Origin of the sequence: Micromonospora sp. NPDC049900 (assembly GCF_044461025.1) — a bacterium.
Lineage (GTDB): Bacteria > Actinomycetota > Actinomycetes > Mycobacteriales > Micromonosporaceae > Micromonospora.
In genome coordinates, this window is sequence record NZ_JBITKM010000001.1 from 369,783 (window position 1) to 392,772 (window position 22,990).

The following is a 22,990-nucleotide window of genomic DNA, read 5'->3' on the forward strand; positions in this document are numbered from 1 at the left end:
CGGTTCATGTCGGTCTTGCCTGGACGCCCGGTGCGATGGCACCTTGGGGCGGAGTCTCGGCCGACCGTTCTCACGATGCGTGATGATCTGGTTTCGGGAAGTATGAAGCCGAGGCCAGGGGGGAGGTTCCACGCATGCCGCCACGGATCCACCTCCCCAGTGGCTGGGTGACGTTCGTCTTCACCGACATCGAGGGCTCCACGCGGCTGGCGCAGATGCTCGGCTCCGGATACCGCCCGGTGTTGCGGGAACACCGCCGTCTGCTGCGTCGGACGATCGCCGCGACCGAGGGTGCCGAGCTGCTGACCGAGGGGGACTCGTTCTTCCTGGCCTTCGGGGACGCCGGTGCCGCGCTGACCGCCTGCCTGACCGCGCAGCGGGCGCTCGGCGAGCACGAGTGGCCGACCCCGGAGGCGGCGCCCCGGGTGCGGATGGGCCTGCACACCGGCTGGGCGGAGCCGCGTGACGGCGAGTACGCCAGCCCGGAGGTGCACCGGGCCGCCCGGGTGGCCGCCGCCGCGCACGGCGGGCAGGTGCTCTGTTCCGCCGCGACCGCGCGGCACGCCGATCCGCTGCCGACCGGGGCGTCCCTGATCGACCTCGGGCTGCACCGGTTGCGTGGTTTCGACGACCGGGAACGCCTCTTCCAACTCGTCGCGCCGGGCCTGGAACGGCAGTTCCCGCGTCCGCGTACGGCCGACGCGGTGGCGCACAACCTGCCGATCCCGGTCACCTCGTTCGTCGGTCGGCACGCCGAACGGGCCGAGTTGCGCGGGTTGGTGGCCGGGCACCGGTTGGTCACCGTGCTCGGTGCCGGTGGCGGCGGCAAGACCCGGTTGGCCGTGGAACTCTCCATCGACCTGGTGGACGAGTACCCCGACGGGGTCTGGTTCGTCGACATCGCCTCGGTGACCGATCCGGGGCTGGTGGCGTTCGCGATCGCCGCGGTGCTCGGGCTGCGTCCCGAACCGGGTCGGCCCATGGTGGACACCCTGGTCGAGTACGCGGCCGGTCGCCGGATGCTGATCGTCCTCGACACCTGCGACGTGCAGCCGACGGCCTGCGCCGAGGCGGTGTCCCGGCTGCTCTCCGGAGGCAGCGGGGTGAAGGTGCTGGCGACCACCCGGGAACCTCTGGCGTTGCCGGGCGAGGTGGTGTGGCGTATCCCGCCGCTCTCGGTCGACCCGTCACCGGACGGCACCGAGAGCGACGCGGTCGCGTTGCTGCTGGACCGGACCGCCGCCGCTCGGGGCGGGCGACGTCCGGACGCGGCCGAGTCGGCGGACCTGCGCCGGGTGGTACGTCGGCTGGACGGACTGCCGCTGGCGATCGAGCTGGCTGCGGCCCGGCTGCGAGTGCTCTCCGTCGGGCAGCTCGCCGAACGCCTCGACGACGTGCTGGGCACGCTGGACGCCGGCCGGGACGACCCCGAGCCGCTACCGACCGATCACGGCAACACCGGTAACCAGCGGGACACCGTCGACCTGGCGGCGGCGGCGACCGGGGCGAGTCCGCAGTCCCCGGAGACGCGGGCGGTGGCACGGTCGGCGATCGAACGTCACCTGACGATGCAGGCGACGGTCACCTGGTCGTACCGCACGCTCGGTCCCCGGGCCGCGCGGCTGCTGCGCTGGCTGGCGGTGTTCGCCGGTCCGGTCGATCTGCCGACCGTGGAGTGGCTGCTCGACGACGATCCGCTCGACCCGCTCTCGGTGCTGGTGGACAAGTCGATGGTGCTGGCCGAGCCGCAGGCCGGTGGCTTCACGTACCGGATGCTCGATCCGATAAGGGCGTACGCGGCCCGTCGGCTCGCCGAGGCCGGTGAGGAACGGGACGCGCGGAACCGGCACGTGGGCTGGTCGGCGCACGCCTTGGAACGGGCGCACCTGGGTCCGGACGGCCAGCCGGTGACGCTGTCGCTGTACGCGCTCGACCCGCTCGCCGGGGAGCTGCGCGCCGCCCTGCGCTGGTGCGCCACCGGTGGTAGTGCCCGGGCGGGCCTGCGGCTCGCCAGCGGCCTGGACCAGTGGTGGCGTGAGCGCGGGCTGGCCCGGGAGGGGCGGCTGTGGTTGTTCCGGCTCTACAGCCGGATCGCCGAGACCGGGGAGACGATCCCCGAGGCCGAGCTGGCAGCGGCCTACCACATGCATTCGCTGCACGCCGGTGGCGACGGCGAGTACGCCGAGGAGCTGCGCTACTCGCAGCGGGCCGAGGCGGCGGCGCGGCAGGCGGGCGACGCCGGGCTGCTGGCCCGGGTGCTCGCCGGGCGGGCGGCGCCGCTGGTGGACATGGGGCAGTTCGCCGAGGCCGAACGGGTCTGCCGGGAGGTCATCGACTGGGCCCGTGAGCAGGGGGTGGAGTCCGAAGCCCTGTTCGCGGTGTTCCGGTTGGCCGAGCTGCTCTGGCGGCGGGGTGCCCTGGACGAGGCGGCCGACCTGCTCGCGGCGGCGCGCCCGGTGGAGGCGGCCCGCCCGATCGACCGGGGCCGGCGTTCGGTGGACATGCTGCTCGGCGTGGTGGCGTTGGCCCGGGGCGATCTGGTGGCCGCGCACGAACACCTGCTGGCGGCGTTGCGGTCCCGGATGAACCACGGTTTCCACGGTCGGGCCTGCGACACGCTCAACGCGATCGCGGTGCGCTGCCTGGCCGGGGACGAGCCGCTGACCGCGGCCCGGCTGTTCGGCGCGGCGCAGGCGACCCGGGCGGGGCTGCGGTCGCCCACCGGCATCTACGACGGCTACTGGAACGAACGGCAGGTGGCGCTGCGGCGGACGCTCGGCGACGTCGCCTTCGACGAGGCGTACGGGGAGGGCGCCGAGTTGGGTCTGGACGAGGCGGTGGCGTTGGCGCTCGGCGTCGAGCATCCCGACCTGGCCGCCGACTCGGCCCGGTTCGCGGCGCGGGCAGCCCGGGCGACGCCCCGCCAGTCGACCGCTGCCGCCGACCGGCACACCGAGCACGCCTGACCGAGGGGTCCGCGTCGGACGTGGACCCCTCGGTCGGGAGATCAGGCGCGGGCCAGCCGTTCCGCGTCGGCCTTCATCCGGGCGGCCCGGTCGATGTCGGACTGCTGGACGGCGGCGGCCGAGCCGAAGATGCTCACCGCCTGGTAGTAGGTCCAGGCCAGGCTGAGGCAGGCCGGCCGGACGACCGAGTTGTACGTCGCGCAGACCCGCTTGAGGTCCTCGTAGAAGGCGCTGTCCAGGCGGGACTTGTTGGCGCTGAACTGGCCGACCGCCTTGTAGTTGCGGTAGCCGAAGTCGTGGCGGTGGCAGGAGAGGGAGAACCGGAACCCGAGCGGGTTGTCCGGGCTGGAGGAGCAGAAGTCGGTGGACCAGTCGAAGTTGTAGCCGGCCCACGGCGTGCGGTTCTGCCGGGCCGAGTTCCAGGCGTTGTAGCTGCTGGCGCTGGTCTGGGTCCAGCTCGACAGCACGGACAGCTTCTGGGCGGGCGTGACGGCCGCAGCCGCCGGGGACGCCACGGCGAGCGTGGCGGCCAGCGCGACCGCGCCGGAGGCCAGGACGGTGGTGAGACGTTTGAGCACGGGGGATACCTCCGCGGGGGTGTGCGGTGGGCAGTGGTTACCGGTGAGTACCCGGAGTTCGACCAGTCTCGATCAAGGTCGCGACATTCGGGTGTAACCATTGAGAAATATTGGTGACCAGTGCTGAAACAGACGAATGCCCCGGACGCCGAGGGCGTCCGGGGTGTTCCGCAGGCCGGTCAGCCTGATTCGCAGCTCAGTGCCGGGCGGGCCGGTGGGTGGTCAGTCGAAGAAGCGGGCCATGTGGGCGGGGGAGGGCCCCTCGTCGTCCACGCCCAGCGGGGTGAGGTCGGCGAAGATCGACGCACCGTCGGTGCCGGCGTGCAGCGGGTGCCAGCGCGGTGTGCCCGGCGGGCGCATCGCGCAGACCCCCTTGATGGTCTGGACGTCGAGCAGTCGGACGTGGGTCGGGTCGGCGACCGCGTTCACATGCCCCCACCAGGGGCTCATCACGTGCAGGACGCCGCCGGGACGCAGCACCCGGTGGCACTCGTCGAGCAGCGGCAGGAAGTCGATCAGGTGCTCCAGGATGTGCACCGCGAAGAACACGTCCACCGAGTCGTCGGCGAGGGGGAGTGAGCCGGAGAGGTCGGCCACCGCGTCCACCCCGGGTGCCGGATAGATGTCCAGCCCGAGGTTGCCCGACCACTGCTTGGTGCCGCCGCAGCCGAGGTCCACCACCACCGGGTCGCGTCCGCCGACGCGTACCCGGCACCAGACGCCGAAGACCCCGGCGAGTCGGCCGACCTGCTCGCGGACCAGGCGGAGCTGGGCCGGCTCGTCGACCTCGCCGGTCAGGTGGGCGACGCCCCGGTCGAAGCGGACCTCGACGGCCAGCGACCGGAGCCGGTCGTCGTGGCGGGCCTGGTCCGCCCAGGACTCCGCGAGGAACCCGTCGACCGCCCGCAGCCGTTCGGCCGAGGGCGGGGTGTGTGCCAACGCGACCATTCGCCCACCTCCGGCCGGCGCGATACCCCGATCGCTGCCCGTTATGCGCAACTTAGCCCAGAAGGCGGCACTCGGGTGGGCGCTCGGCCGGACTGCCGCCGGAGGATCGATCAGCCCGGAGCGGTGCGCCGGGGACGGCCGGCCGCGCCGATCCGCTGTCGGGGTGCGGGCACCTTGGGGCGCTTGAGGTGGTACCGGTGCAACTCGGCGTGGCCTGCCAGGGACGGGTCCTCGCTCATCGAGACCAGTTCCCAGCCCTGGTCGCCGGCCCGGTTGAGATGGGCCAGCGCGGTGTCGCCGTACGGCGTGACGTCGATCATGGAACCGTCCGGGCCGTACCAGATGAAGACGATCTCCCAGCCGGCGTCGGTGCTCGCCGCCTGGCGGCGCCGCACCAACAGCGCGTACTCCCACCTGAGCATGCAGTGATTGTCGCTCCGGTGGGGGCTGCCGGCCGGGATCAGGACTCGGCGATCCGCCCGGCGTCCACCCGCAGACGGCGGTCCACGCGGACCGCGTCCAACATCCGCCGGTCGTGCGTCACCAGCAGCAACGTCCCCGGGTAGCCGGCCAGCGCCGACTCCAACTGCTCGATCGCCGGCAGGTCCAGGTGGTTGGTCGGCTCGTCGAGCACCAGCAGGTTGACCCCGCGCCCCTGCAACAACGCCAGCGCGGCCCGGGTCCGCTCGCCCGGGGAGAGCGTCGCGGCCGGGCGCAGCACGTGCTGGGCGCGCAGGCCGAACTTGGCCAGCAGCGTCCGCGCGTCGGCCGGCGACAGGTCCGGTACGGCGACCCGGAAGGCGTCCAGCAGCGGCGCGTCCCCGAGGAACGCCCCGCGCGCCTGGTCCACCTCGCCGACCACCACACCGGGGCCCAACGCGGCCTGCCCGGCGTCCAGCGGCAGCCGGCCCAGCAGGGCGGCCAGCAACGTCGACTTGCCGGACCCGTTCGCCCCGGTGATCGCCACCCGGTCTGCCCAGTCGATCTGGAGGTTCACCGGGCCGAGGGTGAAGTCGCCCCGACGTACCACCGCGTCGCGCAGGGTGGCCACCACGGCCCCGGCGCGGGGCGCGGCGGCGATCTCCATCCGCAGCTCCCACTCCTTGCGCGGCTCCTCGACCACGTCCAGCCGCTCGATCAGCCGCTCGGTCTGCCGGGCCTTCGCCGCCTGCTTCTCGCTGGCCTCGGAGCGGAACCTCCGGCCGATCTTGTCGTTGTCGGTGGCCTTGCGGCGGGCGTTGCGGACACCCTTCTCCATCCAGGACCGCTGCGTGCGCGCCCGCGCCTCCAGTGCCGCCCGGGTGTCGGCGTACTCCTCGAACTCGGCGCGTGCCTGGCGGCGGGCCACCTCCCGCTCCTCCAGGTACGCCGCGTAACCGCCACCGAAGTGGTTGACCTGCTGCTGGTGCAGGTCCAGTTCCAGCACCCGGGTCACCGTCCGGGTCAGGAACTCCCGGTCGTGGCTGACCAGCACCGTGCCGGCCCGCAACCCGGTGACGAACTGCTCCAGGCGCTCCAGCCCGGCCAGGTCCAGGTCGTTGGTGGGCTCGTCGAGCAGGAAGACGTCGTACCGGCTGAGCAGCAGCGACGCGAGCCCGGCGCGGGCCGCCTGGCCGCCGGAGAGCCCGGTCATCTCGTGGTCGAGACCGACGCCGAGCCCCAGCTCCGCGGCGACCTCCTCGGCCCGCTCGTCCAGGTCGGCCCCGCCCAGGCCGAGCCAGCTCTCCAACGCCGAGGCGTACGCGTCGTCCGCGCCCGGCGCCCCGGCGGTCAGCGCCTCGGTGGCCGCGTCGAGGGCGGCCTGCGCCCAGGTCACCCCGGTCCGCCGGGCCAGGAACGCCCGGACCGTCTCGCCGGGACGCCGGTCCGGCTCCTGCGGCAGGTGCCCGACGCTCGCGCCGGGCGGACTCACCGCGACACTGCCCGCCTCCACCGGAAGCAGCCCGGCGAGGGTGCGCAGCAGCGTCGACTTGCCCGCCCCGTTCGGCCCGACCAGGCCGATCACGTCCCCGGGCGCGACCACCAGGTCCAGCCCGGTGAACAGCGTCCGCTCCCCGTGCCCGGCGGCCAGGTCCTCGGCGATCAGCGTGGCGCTCACAAGCAGCCGAGCCTACCCGCCGGCGTGGTTGGCGTGGCCCGCCATGCCCGGGCGCGACACACGAGGCAGACTCACGGTCGTGCAGACCACTCTGGCGATCGACTGCGGCGGTGGCGGGATCAAGGCGTCCGTGCTGGACGCGGCCGGCACCATGCGGGCCCAACCGATGCGGGTGCCGACGCCGTACCCGCTGCCACCGGAGCTGTTCGTCCGGACCCTGCGGGAACTCGGCGACCGGCTGCCCGCCGCCGACCGGGTGACGGTCGGCATGCCGGGCATGATCCGGCACGGCGTGGTGGTCGCCACTCCGCACTACGTGACCCGCTCCGGCCCCCGCAGCCGGGTCGACCCGGCCCTGCACGACCAGTGGTCCGGGTACGACGCCCGCAGCGCCCTCGCCGCCGCGTTCGGGCTGCCCACCCTGGTGCTCAACGACGCCGAGGTGCACGGTGCCGGAGTGGTCGCGGGCACCGGCTGCGAACTGGTGCTGACCCTCGGCACCGGGCTGGGCAGCGCCCTCTTCGACGGCGGCGTGCTCGCCCCACACCTGGAGCTGTCGCACGCCCCGGTGCGCTGGGGCACCACCTACGACACGTACGTGGGCGAGCCGGAACGCCGCCGGTTGGGCGACGCGTTCTGGTCCCGGCGGATCCGGCAGGTGGTGGAGGGGCTGCGCCCCGTGTTCCGCTGGGACCGGCTCTATCTGGGCGGCGGCAACTCCCGGCTGATCCGCCCCGAACAGCTCGCCCGGATGGGCGACGACGTGGTGGTGGTGCCCAACAGCGCCGGCATCGTCGGCGGCGTCCGCGCCTGGGAGCTGGCGGCCGTGTGAGTGCGCGGCCGGGTTGGTGCGCGGCCGGGTGGGTGCGCGGCCGGGTGGGTGCGCGGCCGGGTGGGTGCAAGGAAGGGCACCCTGCTAACGCCTGCGGTATAGCAGGGGTCCCCTGCTAACGTCCGGCACCGTCCGGCACCGTCCGGCACCGTCCGGCACCGTCCGGCACCGTCCGGCACCGTCCGGCACCGTCCGGCACCGCCGACGCGACGCCCGCCCCCGCCCGCAAGCGCCCGGGAACACTCGCGCACCGGACGGTGTTGTGCCAGCGTCAGGGCAGTGGTGCGAACTAGGGGGTGGGCCGAGATGGATCTTCTGGCTGAGTACCGGCGAGCGACCCTGTTCTTCGAGTCGGGCGACCCGAGCGGAGCGGCCCGGCTGCTCGAACCGATCGTCGAGGCCGAGCCCGACAACTCCGCCGTCCGCCAGTTGCTGGCCCGGGCGTACTTCCAGTCGGCCCAGCTCCGGCGGGCCGAGGAGCAGTTGCAGGAGTTGATCGACCGCAACCCCAGCGACCACTACGCCCACCACGTGCTGGGCCGGACGCTGGAGCGGCTGAACCGGTACACCGACGCGCTGCGGCACCTGCGCATCGCGGCGGCCATGCACTCCGCCAACGACGACTACACGACCGCGCTGCGGCGGGTCGAGACCCGGGTCGGCAGCCGCCGCTGAGGCGGCGTACCCGACACCACGACGAGAGGGCGGCCCCCGGGCCGCCCTCTCGTCGTCTCCGGGCCCCGCCGCAGACGTGCCTACGATGGCCCTATGGGAGCCGACCGGACGGTGGACGGGGCATGAAGCTGAAGCTCGACCTGCACGACATCTTCAACAAGGGCCACGACATCGACCGGGCGCTGCGCGGGATCATGGACGAGGCGGTGGCCAAGAAGGCCACCCTCGTGGAGATCATCCCGGGCAAGGGCTCCGGTCAGCTCAAGAAGAGGGTGCTGCGCTTCCTCGACCAGAAGGACGTCAAGCAGCTCTACCACCGGGTGGAGAAGGACTCCAAGAACTTCGGTCGCCTCTTCGTGCACTTCCGCTGGAAGTAGGACCCGGCGCGGCCCAGGCCGGGCGCCCGGCACAGGGCCGGGCACCCGCTCACAGCGGGTAGGTGCGGGCCACGGCGAGCATCTCGGAGCTGTGCGAGCCGGCGACACCGACGTCCGGCGGGCGGGGACGGAAGCCGGGTACCGCGTCGAGACCGTCGCTGGCGTCCATCGCGCGGAACGCGACCTGCGGGGCCTTCGGCGCGACGGTGAGCGTGATCTCGATGCCCTCCGGCGGCGGGGCGTGGAAGACCACCCCGAAACCCCACCGGCCGTCGCGCACCTCGACCGGCACCGGCCGCCCCGCGACCGCAGCGCTGCGGACCGTCGCGGTGGAGGTGTCGACGTGCAGGGTGGTCAGGCGTACCGGGCGCTGCGGGGTGAGCCGTAGCCGCAGCGTGCGCTCGTCGGCCGTGCCGGTGTCGGCGAGCACCTCCAGTCGGGGCGCGGGCAGGTCCGTCACCTCCGCCGGGCCGCCGAGCAGTTCCTCGGCGCCGATGCCGGGGAACTCGTCGGCGATCCGGACCGGCCCGTCCACGTACTCGCCGGTCCAGGGTTGCGGGGTCGACTCGTGACTGAGCCAGCGGGCCGTCGCGGTGTCGGTGTCCAGGGCGTACATCAGGTGGGTGGGTACCGGGTGTGCGGCGTCGAACCGGTCGACGGCGAAACCGGTCGCGGCGAGGACCACGGTGGCCAGCGCGGCGGCGCCGGCCGGCAGCGCGCCGTGTCGGCGGGCCCGCAGCGCCACCATGCCGCGCTGTCCACCGGCCTCCGGGTGCAGCAGGTCGACGACCGACAGCGCGGCCAGGCCGAGCAGTACGGCGAAGAGGGCGGCCACGCCGCCCATGCCCATGCCGAGTGCGGGGAACAGCAGCACCACGGTGGGCAGCAGCACGATCACCGCCACCGCCGCGCCGAGGGTGACCGCGACCACCGGCACCGGGCCGTCCCGGCGGGCGGCGAGCGCGACCAGGCCGGCGAGCGCCCCGGCCAGCGCGGGCAGCGTCGCCAGGTACGCCCCGCCGGGCACCAGCACGGCGAGGAGAACGCCGAGCAGCGCCAGCCAGGCGAGGCCGCCGACGGCCAGCGCGGCGGGGCCGACCCGACGACGGGTCAGCGCGTACCAGGTGAACAGGACGGTGGCGGCGAGCGCCAGGACGGCCAGCCGGTAGAGGGTCGGCCGGTACGGGTCGAGCAACTCGGCGTACCCGGGGCGCAGGGCGCTGATCGCCGCCCAGAGCAGTTGTGCGCCGACCGGAGCGACCACGATCGGCACCAGCCCCAGGGCGAAGCCGGCGGCCAGCCGACCGGTGGTGACCCGGCCGCGGCGGCGGGCCAGCCAGCCGAGGACGACGACGGCCGCCAACGCCAGCAGTGCCAGCGGCAGCACCAGGGTGCCGGGATACCGGACCAGCCCGCCCGGCACCGGGAAGTAGGTGGCGTCGTGACCGGCGCGCAGGTCGCCGAGGTCGATCGTGCCGAACTCGCGGGCCAGCCCCAGGGTGTTGTCGCCGTGGTGTTGGAGGCTGGCCCGGTCCATCGACTCCGGGGTGTCCAGCGGGGTGTGGTAGATCGCCCCGCCGTCGAGGTACGCCGAGTTCAGTCCGACGAACTCGGCGTCGAGGAAGGCGGTGAAGTCGGTGTCGTTGGGCAGCGCCCGGTAGACCTCCACGGCGAACGAGGTGCCCACCGGATGCGGCGCGGCCCGACCGAAGACGTCGACCAGCGCGGCGTTCCGGGGCGACGTCTCGAACATGATCACCGGCCCGGTGCGCCCGCGCGCCTCCAGGTTGAGCACCACTCCCTTACCGGCCGCCAGCGGGTGCTCGGTGGCGAAGGCCGACGCCCCGCACAGGCACGCCTCCTCGGCGTCGGTGAGCACGAACACGATGTCGTTGCGTGGGGCGGGGCCGTCGGTCAGGGCCCGGGCCACCTCCAGGATGGTGCCGACCCCCGCGCCGTCGTCGTTGCCGCCCGGGCCGGTCTGCACCGCGTCGTAGTGGGCGACGAGGAACACCGTGCCGGTGGAGGCGGTGCCGGGCAGCCGGGCCACCACGTTGCGTACCCGGGCCAGGGTGGCCCCGCCCGCCGCCCCGCTGAGCTGACCGGCCTCCTCGGCGACCGTGTCCTGCACCTCGGTCTCCAGGCCGAGACCGCGCAGCACCGTCTCCAGGTGGGCGCGGACCTCGTCGTTCGCCGGGCTGCCCGCCACGTGCGGCCGACTCGCCACCTGCTGCACGTGCGCGTACGCCCGCCCGGCGCTGAACGCGTCCGTCGCCGCGTCCGTTCCACGGGGTGCCGGCGGCCGGATGTCGAGCAGCGCGGTGGTGCCGACGGCGACCAGTGCGACGAGCGCGGCCAGCGCGGCCAGGGGTCGCCGGGACGGTCGGCAGAGGGCACGGTCGGCGGCGGGGCTGGGGGGTGCGCCCACGGGTGGCTCCTCGGGGGGTGGGACCAGGGGTGGACATCATCCTCCATGCTGGGCCGGGCCGCCCCCTCGTGTTGTGTGCGAACGTTGTCTAATACAGGATCAGCAGGGCACTCGGAAGGAGCCCGACATCGCCAACGACCTCCCGCCCGCGGCGGCGGTGACCCGGCCGCACCGGGGGACCGGTATGACCGGTCCCTCCGTCGTGTCGTGGCCGTATCCGCAGGGCGGTCTCGGGAGCAATCCCAACCTGCCGCCCGGCGAGCGACTGCGGGTGCTGCTGGTCGAGGACGACGAGGCGGACGCGTTCCTGGTCGGCGAGCTGCTCGCCGAGACGAACTCGGGGGTCGACCTGCTGGTCGCGACGAGCCTGCGCGAGGCGCGCAGGAGCGTGGCCGGGGTCGACTGCGTCCTGCTCGACCTCGGGTTGCCCGACGCGCAGGGGCTGGACGGGCTGCGGCAGGTGCTGGAGATGTCCGGCAGTGCGGCGGTGTGCGTACTCACCGGGCGCTCGGACGAGCACCTGGGCATCGTCGCGGTCGCCGAGGGAGCACAGGACTACCTGGTCAAGGGCCAGGTCGACGGGGTGCTGCTGACCCGGGCGCTGCGATACGCGGTGGAGCGCAAGCGGGCCGACGAGAACGCCCGCCGGCTGCGCGAGGTGGAGCTGCGCCAGGCCGAGTCGGCGCGTCTGGAACGCGGCCTGCTGCCCCAGCCGCTGATGTCGACCGACCAGATCGCGGTGCACACGTTCTACCGCCCCGGCCGGCACGCCGCCCTGATCGGCGGGGACTTCTACGACGTGGTGCAGACCCGGCCGGACCGGGTCGACCTGATCGTCGGGGACGTCTGCGGGCACGGGGTGGACGAGGCGGCGCTCGGCGTCGAACTGCGGGTCGCCTGGCGGGCGTTGGTGCTCGCCGGGGTGCCCGACGACGAGGTGCTGCCCGCGTTGGAGCAGGTGCTGATGAGCGAGCGCCGTCTCCAGGAGATCTTCGCCACGGTCGCGGCGGTCCGCCTCGACCTGGCGGCCAACCGGGCGACGGTACGACTGGCGGGGCATCCGCCGCCGGTGCTGCTCGCCGGTGGGCGGGTGGTACCCGTACCGGCACCGGGTGGTCTGTTGCTCGGCGTACGGCCGCGCCGTCCGGTCGCCTTCGATCTGGAGTTCGACACCGATGACTGGTCCCTGTTGATGTACACCGACGGTCTGATCGAGGGCCGGGTGGGTGATGGTGACGAACGCCTCGACGTGCCCGGCCTCACCCGCCTGCTCGCCGAGCCGGACAGCCGCAGGCTCCCGCTCGCCGAGGTGCCGGCCTGGTTGGTCGGCCGGGCCGAGCAGCTCAACGGTGGCCCGTTCGCCGACGACGTGGCGATGCTGCTGGTGTCCCGGGGTGGTGGTCGATGAACCTGGCGGCGAGTACGTGGACGCTGCGTCGCCGGGTGCTGGTGATGCTCGGCGTGGTCGGCGCGATGCTGCTCAGCGTGGCGGGGGCCGAGGCGGTCGTGGCCACCAAGAACCGCGAGTACACCGACGTGCTGCTGATGCAGGTCGGGCCGCTGCGGGTGCAGGGCCAGGAGATGCTCAACGCGCTGCTCGACCAGGAGACCGGGGTACGCGGGTACGCGGTGACCGGTGACCCGGCGGACCTGGCCCCGTACGAGCAGGGGTTGGCGCGGGAGCGGGCGACGGCCCGGGAGATCCGGGAGTTGTCCGTCAAGTACCCGGCCATCGTGGAAGACCTCGTGGTGGTCGAGCAGCAGGCGGACGAGTGGCGGCGCAGCGTCGCCCAGCCGGTGATCGACACGACGAACAGCAGCGGTACGGCGGCCGGACAGGCCCTGCTGACCGACGAGAGCCGCCAGCGGTTCGATCAGTTGCGTGCCTCGGTCGCCGCGTTGCAGGAGGAGATCTTCATCGCCCGGGAGGCGACCGCCCGGGACGTCGAGCGGACCGGAAACCTGCTCGTCGTCCTGCTCATCATCGCCGCGCTGGTGGTCGCGCTGGCCGGTATCGCGCTGCTGCTCTCGCTGGACCGGATGGTGCTGCGACCGCTGACCACGCTGGCCGGGCAGGTCCGCCAGGTGGCGACCGGCGACTACTCGCACCGGATCTCCGGTGCGGGCCCGCCGGAGTTCCAGCGCCTCGGCGAGGACGTGGACGCGATGCGCCAGAAGATCGCCGCGGACCTGGCCGAGGTACGCGAGGCGCGGGAACGGATCGAGTGGGTCAACACCCAGTTGCAGAAGCAGGCGGAGGAGCTGACCCGGTCCAACCGTGACCTGGAGCAGTTCGCCTACGTCGCCTCGCACGACCTCCAGGAGCCGCTGCGCAAGGTGGCCAGCTTCTGCCAACTGCTCCAGCGTCGGTATGCCGGGCGGCTCGACGAACGCGCCGACCAGTACATCGCCTTCGCGGTGGACGGCGCGCAGCGGATGCAGCGGCTGATCAACGATCTGCTGGCGTTCTCCCGGATCGGCCGGATCACCGCCGGGTTCACCGAGGTCGACCTGAGCCGCCTGATGGGTGAGGTGGCCGCGCAGACCGAACCGGCCCGCCAGTACGCCGACGCGGAGCTGACCTGGGGCGACCTGCCGGTGATCCGGGGCGAGGAACCGCTGCTCACGAACCTGCTGGTGAACCTGGTCAGCAACTCGGTGAAGTTCCGCCGCCCGGACGTCGCGCCGAAGGTGCACGTGTCGGCCCGGCTGGTCGACGACGAGTGGGAGATCACCTGCCAGGACAACGGCATCGGGATCGAGCCGGAGTTCGCCGAGAAGATCTTCGTGATCTTCCAGCGGCTGCACGCCAAGGACGCGTACCCGGGCACCGGCATCGGGCTGGCGATCGTGAAGAAGATCGTCGAGTACCACGGCGGCCGGGTCTGGGTGGACACCGACGTGCCCGAGGGCACCGCCATCCGCTTCACCCTGCCGGCGCTGCCCGCCGACGTCGAGCGCGCCCGGCAGGCCGCTGGGGCGGACGGGTCGACCGCCGAGGCGTCGGACGTCGATCGGAGCGGATCGGACGCGGCGCAGCGGTCCGGTGACGAGGCGTCGACGACCGCTGCCACCGATGTCGACGCGGTGTCGTCGCGCGGTGACGCAGCCGGATCGGGTGCGGAAACCCCAGGTGACGGCGGTACGGTCGGCGAAGAGGTGGGCGCGGGACGGCCCTCGTCCGGCGTCACGCAGCGCACCGGCGGGTCGACCGACGACAGCGGACCGCAGGCCCCGGACGGGGCGTCGGGCAACGGAACTGGTGGCATGAAGGAGGCGGTGAGATGACCGCGCCGGCTGACGGCAACAGCCCGATCGAGGTGCTGCTGGTCGAGGACGACCCGGGCGACGTGCTGATGACCCGGGAGGCGTTCGAGGAGCACAAGCTGCGCAACCGGCTGAACGTGGTCTCCGACGGCGCCGAGGCGCTGGCCTACCTGCGCCGCGAGGGCGAGTACGCGGACGTGCAGACGCCGGACCTGATCCTGCTCGACCTGAACCTGCCGCGTCGGGACGGCCGGGAGGTGCTTGAGGAGATCAAGAAGGACGAGCAGCTCTGCCGCATCCCGGTCGTGGTGCTCACCACCTCGCAGGCCGACGAGGACATACTGCGCAGCTACCAACTGCACGCCAACGCGTACGTCACCAAGCCGGTGGACTTCGAACGGTTCATCGCGGTGGTCCGGCAGATCGACGAGTTCTTCGTCAGCGTGGTGAAGCTGCCGCCGCGTGGCTGACACCCTGGTCGACGACGTCGCCGGGCTGCTGCGGGAGACCGCGGACCGGGTGGTGCTGCCGCTGTTCCGGCACCTCGACGCCGCCGACGTGACCGAGAAGGCCCCGGGCGAGCTGGTCACCGTGGCCGACCGCCGCGCCGAGGACATGATCAGTGCCGGGCTGCGCCGGCTGCGCCCCGGCTCGGTGGTGGTCGGTGAGGAGGCGGTGGCCGACGACCCGGACCTGCTGCGTCACCTGGGTTCCACGGGCGAGGTGTGGCTGGTCGACCCGATCGACGGCACCGCCAACTTCGCGGCCGGCAAGTCCCCGTTCGCGTTGATGGTCGCCCTGCTCACCGACGGTCGGCCGAGCGCGGCCTGGATCCTCGACCCGATCGCCGGGACGCTGGCCACGACGCAGGACGGCGCGGGCGCGTACCTGGACGGGGTGCCGTTGCGCCTGCCCGCCGACGCGCCGCCGGTCGGCGAGTTGCGGGGGGCCGCGATGACCAAGTTCCTGCCGGTGTCGTCGCAGCGTACGGTCGTGGCCGGTGGGTCCCGGATCGGCGAGTTGCTGCCGGGCCAGCACTGCGCCGGACGCGAGTACCTCGACGTGCTCACCGGGCGGCAGCAGTTCGTACTGTTCTGGCGCACCCTGCCCTGGGACCACGCTCCGGGCACGCTGCTGGTCCGGGCCGCCGGTGGGGTGGCCCGTCGCCTCGACGGCACCGACTACCACCCGGCGGACACCGAGCCGGGTCTGCTGGTGGCCGCCAGCGACAAGGTCTGGACCGAGGTGCACAACACGCTGCTGGCCCCCTGACCGCCACCGCACCGGGAGGTCCGCAAGCCCGTGCACGTCGAGACCGACGTGAATGCGAGTGCGGTGCGTGAGGGCCTGGTGTCGGTGTGTCGACGGTGTGGCGCGTACCGGGTTCGGGGGCGTGGTTCCGCCGGCCAGGTCCGGTATCCTGACCGGCGGTCTCCGCCAGCAGGCCGCCGACCGACGTCGGCGGCGGCCGCCGCCGCGCAGCGCCTCATCGGAGGCCCGGCGGCCGACGAGAGGATGCTTCCGTGCGCAGGTCCATGCCCATCGGTCGGCGGGTAACACGGCCGCTGATCGCACTGCTCGCCGCTGTGGCACTGCTGTTCGGCCTCGGTGCGGTGCCGGCGTACGCCGAGCCCAACGAGGGGGGCACCAAGAAGCTGCGGGACGCCCTGGAGTCGACCGCCAAGGCGCACATCGAGGCCAAGCGGAAGCTCGAAGGCTCGGAGAAGCGGCAGAAGGAGATGGCCAAGCAGTTGGCCGACGTGGAGGGCCGGCTGGGCGAGCTGACCGATCTGGTCGGCGAGGTGGCCGCGCAGTCCTACCGGGTGGGTCGGCTGAGCGCGGCGGCCGCGCTGCTGGACAGCGGCACCCCGGAGGCGTTCGTGCAGCGCGCCGCCAGCCTCGACATGATGGCCCAGCGTGACGGTCGTCGGGTACGTGAGCTGAGCGCGGCCCGCGAGGAGGCCCGGCAGGCCAAGCTCGCGATCAACGCCGAGGTGCGCGAGCAGCGCAAGCAGCTCGCCGTGATGGCGAAGAAGAAGAAGGAGGCCGAGACGGCCCTGGCCGCGGTCAGCTCGGGCGGCAGCGGCGGCTTCAGCGGCGGCAACTCCAGCTCGGCCAGCCCGGCACCGCGCAACTCAGACGGATCCTGGCCCGGCGAGTCGTGCTCGGTGAACGACCCGACCACCTCCGGCTGCATCACCGCGCGCACGCTGCACATGCTCAACCAGACGAAGGCCGCCGGCTACAAGCGGCACGTCTCCTGCTACCGCAGCGGCGGCTCGGGCGAGCATCCGAAGGGCCGGGCCTGCGATTTCTCGGCGGCCACGAACGGCTTCGAGGACCGTACGGCCACCGGCGGCGACAAATCGTACGGGGACAGCCTGGCCGCCTGGCACGTCCGCAACGCGGACCGGCTGGGCATCCTCTACGTCATCTGGTACCGCCAGATCTGGCACCCCGGCACCGGCTGGCGGGCGTACGGCGGCAGCGGCAGTCCGGCTGCGGATCACACGAACCATGTTCACACCTCGATGTACTGACCCGGCACCCGTCTCCTGCTGCGTACCATCGCCACGATGAACTCTCCATCGCCTGAGGTGGCGGTGCCTGCGGTGCCCTCCGAACCGGAGGCACCCCGGGCCCTGCCCAACGGGCTCGCCGCGTTCCTGGTCTTCTACTCCAGCGGAGCCGTCCTGGTCCTGGAGACCGCCGCGCTGCGCCTGGTCGGGCCGTATGTGGGGGTCACTCTCCAGGTGACCAGCTCGGTCATCGGCATCGCGTTGGCCGCGATCGCGTACGGGGCGTGGGCGGGCGGCTGGCTGGCCGACCGGCGCAACCCGCGTACGCTGCTGGCGCCCGCGCTGGTGCTCTCCGGCATCGCCACCGCGATCACCCTGCCGGCGGTGCGGTACGCCGGTGAGGTGCTGCGTGGCGGTGCGGAGAGCGCGATCCTGCTGCTGGTGGTGGTCGCCGTCTTCGCGCCCGCGATGCTGCTCTCCTCGGTCAGCCCGCTGGTGATCAAGCTCCAGCTCGCCGACCTGCGCCGGACCGGTCAGGTGGTCGGCCGGCTCTCCGGCATCGGCACGCTGGGCGCGGTGACGGCCACCCTGGTCACCGGCTTCGTGTTGGTCGCCGCGCTGCCCAGCACGGTCATCCTGTTCGGGCTGGCCGCCTCGCTGGGCATCACCGGCATCGCGCTCGGGGTGTACCTGCACCGGCAGGACCGGGCGAGCCTGCCCGGACCGGCCCGGGCCAAGGCCGCGTTGGCGGTGCTGGGCCTGGTCGGCGTGGGGCTGACCGTGGTGGCACCGGATCCGTGCGACGTGGAGACGGCGTACCACTGCGCCCGGGTGGAGGCCGATCCCGGCCGGTCCACCGGGCGGACGCTGCTGCTGAACTCGGCCCAGCACTCGTACGTCGACCTGGCCGACCCGACCCACCTGGAGTACGCGTACACCCGCTGGATCGGGGCGGTGGCGGACGTGTTGGCACCGCCGGGGCAGCGGCTCGATGCGTTGCACCTGGGCGGCGGTGGGTTCACCGTGCCGCGCTACCTGACCGCCACCCGGCCGGGCACCGACAACCTGGTCTTCGAGATCGACGGCGGGCTGGTCGAGTTGGGCGAGCGCCACCTCGGCGTACGCCAGGGGCCGGACCTGCGGGCCGAGGTGGGTGACGCCCGGATGCTGGTGGCCGCGGAGGGCACCGACACGCGGGACTTCGTGGTCGGCGACGCGTTCGGGCACCTGGTGGTGCCGTGGCACCTGGCGACCCGGGAGATGGCCGCCGAGGTGCGGCGGGTCACCCGGCCCGGCGGGGTGTACGTGCAGAACGTGATCGACTATCCGCCGCTGCGCTTCATCCGTAGCGAGGTCGCCACCGTCGCCGCCGAGTTCCGGCACGTGGCGCTGATCGCCCCGCCGGAGGCACTGGCCGGGGAGCGGGGTGCGAACTTCCTCATCGTCGCCTCGGACGCCCCGCTGCCGCTGGCCGCCGTCCGGGCCCGTCTGGACGACCGCAACGAGGCGGTCAGCCTGCTCTCCGGCGGCGACCTGACCGACTTCGTCGGTGACGCACTGGTGTTGACCGATGATTACGCGCCGGTGGACCAACTGCTCGCGACCGCCTGATCGGGTGAGATCCTGACCGAATCTGACCAGAAAGGTGTAGGCGGGTTCGTGTCGGGCAACAACGCCGACCATGGGTGGTGGCCAACGCAGGGGCACGCAACTGCTCGGTGAGCGGTACCGGTTGATCGAGCAGGTCGGCACCGGCGGCATGTCGGTGGTCTGGCGCGGCTACGACGAGGTGCTGGGCCGCCAGGTGGCGGTCAAGGTCCTCGCGTCCCGGCTGGCCAGCGACCGGGCGTTCCGGCACCGGATCCGGATCGAGGCGCAGGCCGCCGCCCGGCTCTGCCACCCCAACATCACCAACGTGTACGACTACGGGGAGTCCGAGCAGGTGGGGCTGACCGTGCCGTACGTGGTGATGGAACTCATCGACGGCGCTCCGTTGACCGCACGGCTGCGCCGGGACGCCCGGCTGCCCTGGCGGGAGGCGGTGACGGTGGCGGCGGAGGTGTCCTCCGCGCTGGCCACCGCGCACGCCCGGGGCGTGGTGCACCGCGACGTCACGCCCGGCAACGTGATGCTCACCCCGACCGGCGTGAAGGTCGTCGACTTCGGCATCTCGGCGCTGGTCGGGGAGAGCGAGAAGGGGCCGGACGGCACGCTGCTCGGCACCCCCGCCTACCTCGCCCCGGAACGGCTCGACAACGGCCAGGTCAGCCCCGCCACCGACGTGTACGCGGTCGGGCTGCTGCTCTACCGGATGCTCACCGGGCGGCTGCCCTGGCAGGCCGACACCACCACCCAGATGCTGCGGGCACATCTGTACCGCGAACCCGAGCCGATGCCGGACGTGCCGGAGCTGCCCGACGGCGTCGCCGAGCTGGTGCGCCGCTGCCTGGCGAAGCGGCCGGAGGACCGGCCGCGCACCGCCGACCTGGCCCGGTGCCTCGCCGAGGCGGTCGGCAAGGTGACCGCGCGGGCCGACGACGGGCGGGCCGCCACGCCGATGCTGCTGGCCAGCGTCGGCACCACGATCCTGCCGTGGTCGGCCGCGACCGACGCGCTGCCCTTCGCCGGCCTGCGTACCCGCCGCGCGGCGACCCGTCGCCGCCGGATCGAGGCGGCGGTGGCCGCCACCGCGCTGATCGGCGTGACGGCGATGGTCTGGACGATGACCTCGCACAACCCGGCCAGTGGCGGCATCGACCAGCCCACCCAGGCCCGGATGGGCATCGAGCAGACGATCCCCTGCCAGGTCAGCTACGCGTTGCGGAAGGACTCGGGCACCGAGTTCACCGCCGAGCTGAGCCTGACCAACACCGGTGATCGGGAACTGCGCGACTGGACGATGAGCTTCACCTTCCCCGGCAAGCAGAAGGTGACCAAGGCGAGCCCGGCCCAGGCACGCCAGCAGGGGCGGTCGGTCGCGGTGCAGCCGGCGTCGGAGAAGCCGGCGCTGGCGCCGGGTGCCACCGAGAAGATGAGCCTGACCGGCCGGTACACCGGGCCGAACCCGCTGCCGCTGGAGTTCCGGGTCGGCGACGCGCGGTGCGGCGTGCAGGTCTCCGGGGTCGCCGGGAGCACGCCGCCCGCCGCGAAACCGGTGAAGGCCGCCACGACGTCCAAGGGCTCGGGTGGCTCCGGTGGTGCCAAGACCAAGAGCGGCGCGGAGAAGAAGCCGGCCGGCACGAAGACCAAGTCGGGCAAGGACAAGTCGGGTAAGGACAAGCAGCCGGGTAAGGAGAAGCAGCCGGGCAAGGACAAGCCGAAGAAGAAGGGCAAGCCCGGCAAGGGAAAGAACTGACCTCAGGTCATCAGGGAGAACCGCTGTACGTGGTCGATGGTCCCCTCGACGATGAGGGTGCTGCCCCGGACCAGCTCCAGCCCGTCGTTGACGTAGCGGAAACGGGTCTCCTCGGGCGGCTTGACGCCGATGACGCGTATGCCGTAGCGGTCCAGGAGGCGTACCTCGCTGACCGCGTGCCCCACAAGTGACTCGGGTACGCGCAGCTTGGCGATGGCGAACGCGTCGTCGAACTCCATGAAGTCGAGCATCCGGCTGACGATCAGGTGGGCCAGCCGCTCGCCGGTCTCCGCCTCGGGAAAGATCACGTGCTGCGCGCCGACCGAGGACAGGATCTTCGCGTGCTGCGCCGAGGTGGCCCGTGCCCAGATCTGCGGTACGCCGAGTTCGACCAGGGCCAGCACGGTCAACACACTGGCCTGCACCGAGGCGCCGATGGCCACCACCACACGTTGCAGGTCGGCGACGCCGAGCTGGCGCAAGGCGTCCTCGTCGGTGGAGTCGGCCTGGGCCACCTCGTCGAGCTGGGCCGACCACTTCTGCACCTGCTGGGCGTTGCGGTCGATGGCCAGCACGTCGTGCCCGAGGGCGCTGAGCGACTCGGCCAGATGGCAGCCGAAGCGGCCCAGCCCGATCACGGCGATGGCCTCGTCGTCGGATCTTTTAGCCGACAATGGGTTGCTCCTCTGGATAGCGGTAGAGCCGGCGGCGGGTGTTCAGGGCGATGGCCGAGCCGAGGGTGAGCGGACCGACCCGGCCGATGTACATCAGGACGGTCAGCAGGAACACACCGCCGTCCTCCAGTGACGACGTCAGCCCGACCGTGAGCCCGGTGGTGCTGAACGCCGAGGTGATCTCGAACAGCGCGTCGCTGAGCGGCACCCCGTCGGTGAGCAGGATCAACACGCTGGTGCCGGCGGCCACCATCGCAACGCTGAGCAGGGTGACGGTCAACGCCTGCCGCTGGCTCGACGTGGCGATCCGGCGGTGCCCGACCGTGACGTCCGGCTCACCCCGGATCTCCGCCCACATGATGAACGCGAGCAGGAAGAACGTGGACACCTTGATGCCACCGGCGGTGCTGGCGCTGCCGCCGCCGATGAACATCAAGGCGGTCAGCAACGGGTAGCTCTCCTCCCGCAACCGGTCGATCGGCATCACCTCGAAGCCGCCGGTACGCGAGAGCGTGATCTGGGTGAACGCGGCGTTCACCTTGCCCGGTACGTCGTACTGGCCGATGGTCCACGGGTTGGACCATTCGCTGGCCAGCAGCATCACGAACCCGACGCCCACCAGCACGACGCTGCCCCAGATTGTGAGCTTGGTGGCCACCGCCCAACGCATCGGCCGCCGCCACTGGCGGACCGCCTCGAACAACGCCGGGAAGCCCAGCCCACCCACGATCGAACCGAGGGCCAACGGCAGGGTCACCCAGGGGTCCCGCGAGAAGGCCAGCAGCCCGTCGGAGTAGAGCGAGAAGCCGGAGTTGTTGAACGCCTGGATCGAGTGGAACAACGCCGACCAGAGCGCCCGCCTCGGGGTGTACTCGTAGCCGAGCCAGAGCCGGGCGGCGACCAGGACCGTCATCACCGCCTCGCAGGCCAGCACCGTCGCAGCGATGCGCACCAGCAACCGGCGTACGTCACCCGGCCCGTACTCCAGGGTCTCGGCCTGCACCAGCATCCGGTTGTGCAGACCGAGGCGGCGGGACACGGTCAGGATCACCAGGGCGGCGAGCGTCAGGATGCCGATGCCGCCGATCTGGGTCAGCACCGTGATCACCACCAGCCCCGTCTCGGACCAGTAGTTCGGCGTGTCGGTGACGGCCAGCCCGGTGACCGAGACCGCCGAGGTGGCGGTGAACAGGGCGACGAGGAAGGGGGCGTCCTGCCGGGTGAGCGTCATCGGGCTCAGCATCAGCAGACCGGTGCTGAGCAGGATCGTCACCAGGAAGCCGACCGGCACCAGCCGGACGGGGTGACGAAGGAACCGGCGCACCAGCCAATCTTCCGATTCCGGCCGGTTGAGGGTGCAGGAATCCAGAGGATGCGGCACGGAGCCGGGCCGCCCCGGGCCGATCAGCCGTTGAGCAGGTCGTACGCCGCCTTGGGTGCCTTCTTCGCCTCGTCCTCGGTGAACGCGACGATCGCGGGGGCGGTGCCGAAGTCGAAGTACTCGACCACGTACTCCGATGCCTTCTGCTCCCCGGCGGCCGGGATATCCAGGGTGAGCGAGGTGAGGTTGCCGTCCGCGCCCACCACGGCGGTGAGCGGGACCTGGGTGGCGGTGTCGCCGAGCTTGGCCACGCCGTCCAGGACGTCTGCCAGGTCCGGCTGGGCGGACAGGTCCACCGTGCCGGTGTACGTCCCACCCTCACCGGCCTGGATGTCGCTGGCCGCCTGGATGATCACCTCGACGTTGCCGGGGTCGGTGCCCTCGTAGGTGGGCAGGGAGTCCGGTCCCTCGATCTTGGCCGGGTCCAGCTCCATCCACGTGGTGGGCAGTTTCATCAACTCCTGGATGTCCTTCGAGCCCTTGAAGTTGACCTTCATCCAGGTGCGCGACTCGATCATGCGGAAGGACATCTCCAGGGTGAAGTCCTTGTCCTTGGTGACCGTGTCGATGTCCATGCCCCGATTCGTCGGGTCGACCACTCCGGACACCCCGCCCGAGGTGGTGAAGCGGAACGCCGGATCCTGCTCACCGGGTACGGCCGCCAGCAGTTCCTGCTTGGGGTCGGGTGGCGGCGGTGCCGCCTCCGGGGTGGCCTTGTCGTCACAGCCGGCCACCAGGGTCGCGGTCAGCAGGGCGATCGCCGCGACCGCGAAGCGCCGGGTCGTGGCGGTGGTGCCGGTTCGCTGAGTCATCTCGTCTCTCTTCCGCGGATCGAACGGAATCGTATGCCAGGCGCCCCGGCACCGCCGTACACCACCACGTCGCCCGCCCA

General features: G+C 72.4%; 19 protein-coding genes. 11 read left to right on the forward strand and 8 right to left on the reverse strand.

The genetic code is table 11. The annotated features are described in order from the left end of the window. Positions 1 to 134 precede the first annotated feature (134 nt). Positions 135 to 2,966 (forward strand): ATP-binding protein, encoded by a 2,832-nt coding sequence (locus tag ACIBMZ_RS01730; protein ID WP_396690112.1) that lies wholly within the window; start codon positions 135 to 137, stop codon positions 2,964 to 2,966. A 41-nt stretch (positions 2,967 to 3,007) separates the two neighbouring features. Here the strand turns inward: ACIBMZ_RS01730 and ACIBMZ_RS01735 are convergent, their stop codons facing one another. From ACIBMZ_RS01735 to ACIBMZ_RS01750, 4 genes are all read right to left on the reverse strand, one after another. Next, positions 3,008 to 3,544 carry a phospholipase gene (locus ACIBMZ_RS01735; protein WP_396690114.1) on the reverse strand — a complete coding sequence of 179 codons (537 nt, stop codon included), beginning with the start codon at positions 3,542 to 3,544 and terminating at the stop codon, positions 3,008 to 3,010. Positions 3,545 to 3,766: 222 nt separating this feature from the next. Next, on the reverse strand, positions 3,767 to 4,492 hold the full coding sequence (locus ACIBMZ_RS01740; RefSeq protein WP_396690116.1) for a methyltransferase domain-containing protein: 726 nt from the start codon (positions 4,490 to 4,492) through the stop codon (positions 3,767 to 3,769). 110 nt (positions 4,493 to 4,602) lie between these two features. Further along, on the reverse strand, positions 4,603 to 4,914 hold the full coding sequence (locus ACIBMZ_RS01745; protein WP_350692997.1) for a hypothetical protein: 312 nt from the start codon (positions 4,912 to 4,914) through the stop codon (positions 4,603 to 4,605). Between the two features lie 38 nt (positions 4,915 to 4,952). Then, positions 4,953 to 6,590 (reverse strand): ABC-F family ATP-binding cassette domain-containing protein, encoded by a 1,638-nt coding sequence (locus tag ACIBMZ_RS01750; protein WP_396690118.1) that lies wholly within the window; start codon positions 6,588 to 6,590, stop codon positions 4,953 to 4,955. 79 nt (positions 6,591 to 6,669) lie between these two features. Between ACIBMZ_RS01750 and ACIBMZ_RS01755 the strand changes: the two genes are divergently transcribed. The 3 genes from ACIBMZ_RS01755 (at position 6,670) to ACIBMZ_RS01765 (ending at position 8,474) form a co-directional block, all read left to right on the forward strand. Further along, positions 6,670 to 7,422, forward strand: a complete 753-nt coding sequence (locus ACIBMZ_RS01755; RefSeq protein ID WP_396690120.1) for an ROK family protein — start codon at positions 6,670 to 6,672, stop codon at positions 7,420 to 7,422. Positions 7,423 to 7,728: 306 nt separating this feature from the next. Then, positions 7,729 to 8,097: a tetratricopeptide repeat protein gene (locus tag ACIBMZ_RS01760; RefSeq protein ID WP_396690122.1), complete on the forward strand. Its 369-nt coding sequence runs from the start codon at positions 7,729 to 7,731 to the stop codon at positions 8,095 to 8,097. A gap of 122 nt (positions 8,098 to 8,219) precedes the next feature. Beyond that, positions 8,220 to 8,474 carry a Smr/MutS family protein gene (locus ACIBMZ_RS01765; protein WP_013736060.1) on the forward strand — a complete coding sequence of 85 codons (255 nt, stop codon included), beginning with the start codon at positions 8,220 to 8,222 and terminating at the stop codon, positions 8,472 to 8,474. A 49-nt stretch (positions 8,475 to 8,523) separates the two neighbouring features. Here ACIBMZ_RS01765 and ACIBMZ_RS01770 read toward each other — a convergent pair whose 3' ends face one another. Then, a complete protein-coding gene (locus tag ACIBMZ_RS01770; RefSeq protein ID WP_396690123.1) occupies positions 8,524 to 10,902 on the reverse strand; it encodes a M28 family peptidase in 2,379 nt (792 codons plus the stop codon). 157 nt (positions 10,903 to 11,059) lie between these two features. Here ACIBMZ_RS01770 and ACIBMZ_RS01775 point away from each other — a divergent pair, with 157 nt between their 5' ends. From ACIBMZ_RS01775 to ACIBMZ_RS01805, 7 genes are all read left to right on the forward strand, one after another. Continuing rightward, positions 11,060 to 12,310, forward strand: a complete 1,251-nt coding sequence (locus ACIBMZ_RS01775; RefSeq protein ID WP_396690125.1) for a PP2C family protein-serine/threonine phosphatase — start codon at positions 11,060 to 11,062, stop codon at positions 12,308 to 12,310. Beyond that, positions 12,307 to 14,190 (forward strand): CHASE3 domain-containing protein, encoded by a 1,884-nt coding sequence (locus ACIBMZ_RS01780; protein ID WP_396690127.1) that lies wholly within the window; start codon positions 12,307 to 12,309, stop codon positions 14,188 to 14,190. Before ACIBMZ_RS01775 ends, ACIBMZ_RS01780 begins: the two co-directional genes overlap by 4 nt. After that, positions 14,187 to 14,639, forward strand: coding sequence for a response regulator (locus ACIBMZ_RS01785; protein WP_396690128.1), 453 nt, complete (start codon positions 14,187 to 14,189; stop codon positions 14,637 to 14,639). Before ACIBMZ_RS01780 ends, ACIBMZ_RS01785 begins: the two co-directional genes overlap by 4 nt. Then, on the forward strand, positions 14,632 to 15,441 hold the full coding sequence (locus tag ACIBMZ_RS01790; protein WP_396690130.1) for an inositol monophosphatase family protein: 810 nt from the start codon (positions 14,632 to 14,634) through the stop codon (positions 15,439 to 15,441). Before ACIBMZ_RS01785 ends, ACIBMZ_RS01790 begins: the two co-directional genes overlap by 8 nt. Before the next feature lie 251 nt (positions 15,442 to 15,692). Continuing rightward, positions 15,693 to 16,709, forward strand: coding sequence for a coiled-coil domain-containing protein (locus ACIBMZ_RS01795; RefSeq protein ID WP_396690132.1), 1,017 nt, complete (start codon positions 15,693 to 15,695; stop codon positions 16,707 to 16,709). Between the two features lie 36 nt (positions 16,710 to 16,745). Beyond that, positions 16,746 to 18,299, forward strand: coding sequence for a fused MFS/spermidine synthase (locus ACIBMZ_RS01800; protein ID WP_396690134.1), 1,554 nt, complete (start codon positions 16,746 to 16,748; stop codon positions 18,297 to 18,299). A 70-nt stretch (positions 18,300 to 18,369) separates the two neighbouring features. Beyond that, on the forward strand, positions 18,370 to 20,043 hold the full coding sequence (locus ACIBMZ_RS01805; protein WP_396690135.1) for a protein kinase: 1,674 nt from the start codon (positions 18,370 to 18,372) through the stop codon (positions 20,041 to 20,043). A gap of 2 nt (positions 20,044 to 20,045) precedes the next feature. On the opposite strand, the gene ACIBMZ_RS01810 is transcribed toward ACIBMZ_RS01805, so the two are convergent. The 3 genes from ACIBMZ_RS01810 to ACIBMZ_RS01820 all read right to left on the reverse strand — a co-directional run bounded on the left by ACIBMZ_RS01810 (position 20,046) and on the right by ACIBMZ_RS01820 (position 22,910). Continuing rightward, complete coding sequence (locus tag ACIBMZ_RS01810) at positions 20,046 to 20,717, reverse strand: potassium channel family protein (protein ID WP_396690137.1); 672 nt, start codon at positions 20,715 to 20,717, stop codon at positions 20,046 to 20,048. Continuing rightward, complete coding sequence (locus tag ACIBMZ_RS01815; protein ID WP_396690139.1) at positions 20,707 to 22,041, reverse strand: TrkH family potassium uptake protein; 1,335 nt, start codon at positions 22,039 to 22,041, stop codon at positions 20,707 to 20,709. Before ACIBMZ_RS01815 ends, ACIBMZ_RS01810 begins: the two co-directional genes overlap by 11 nt. Positions 22,042 to 22,121: 80 nt before the next feature. Beyond that, positions 22,122 to 22,910 (reverse strand): hypothetical protein, encoded by a 789-nt coding sequence (locus ACIBMZ_RS01820; protein ID WP_396690141.1) that lies wholly within the window; start codon positions 22,908 to 22,910, stop codon positions 22,122 to 22,124. Positions 22,911 to 22,990 lie beyond the last annotated feature (80 nt).